The organism is Bacillus cereus group sp. BfR-BA-01408 (assembly GCF_022663305.1).
Taxonomy (GTDB): domain Bacteria; phylum Bacillota; class Bacilli; order Bacillales; family Bacillaceae_G; genus Bacillus_A; species Bacillus_A pacificus.
Map to the genome: position 1 here is coordinate 1 of NZ_JAKUFF010000169.1, position 986 is coordinate 986.

Sequence of the window (986 nt, forward strand, 5' to 3'; positions counted from 1 at the left end):
GGCTGGAAGTATGAGTTTAAAGATTTAGCAGCGTATGATGCAAATGGAGTAGCATACAAGTATGAAGTGAAAGAACAAGCAGTACCAGGATATGAATCCAAAGTAAATGGTTATGACATCACAAATACAAAAGTAGGTGAAACAAAAGTAGAAGGAACGAAAACATGGAAAGACGATAACGCGAAAGATCGTCCGGAAATGATCAAAGTAGACCTTTTACAAAACGGTAAAGTAGTAGATACAAAAGAAGTAACAGCAGAAACAAACTGGAAGTATACGTTTGAAAAACTCCAAGCATACGATGCAAACGGAGTAGCATACAAGTATGAAGTGAAAGAACAAGCAATACCAGGATATGAATCCAAAGTAAATGGTACTGACATCACAAATACAAAAGTAGGCAAAACAAAAGTAGAAGGAACGAAGACATGGAAAGACGGAAATGCAAAAGACCGTCCAACAATGATCAAAGTAGACTTACTACAAAACGGGAACGTGATTCAAACACACGACGTACTCGCAGTAATGGGTTGGAAATATATATTCGCAGATCTAGAAGCATATGATGCGGAAGGAAAGGCTTACGAGTATGAAGTGAAAGAACAGCCAGTACCAGGATATGAATCAAAAGTAAGTGGTACTGACATCACAAATACAAAAGTAGGTCAAACAAAAGTAGAAGGAACGAAAACATGGAAAGACGATAACGCGAAAGATCGTCCGGAAATGATTAAAGTAGACCTTTTACAAAATGGTACAGTAATTGCGACGCAAGAAGTAAGCAAAGCAACAGGTTGGAAATATGAATTCAAAGATTTAGTAGCGTATGATGAAAATGGAGTAGCGTACAAGTATGAAGTGAAAGAACAAGTAGTCCCAGGATATGAATCCAAAGTAAACGGTTATGACATCACAAATACAAAAGTAGGCGAAACAAAAGTAGAAGGAACGAAAACATGGAACGATAACAATGCAACAGATCGTCC

The 986-nt window shown here is 37.5% G+C and carries 1 protein-coding gene; it reads left to right on the forward strand.

The genetic code is table 11. From position 1 onward, the window contains the following. Positions 1–986: Cna B-type domain-containing protein (locus MR083_RS26645; protein ID WP_242270091.1), on the forward strand; the 986-nt coding region annotated here is incomplete at both ends.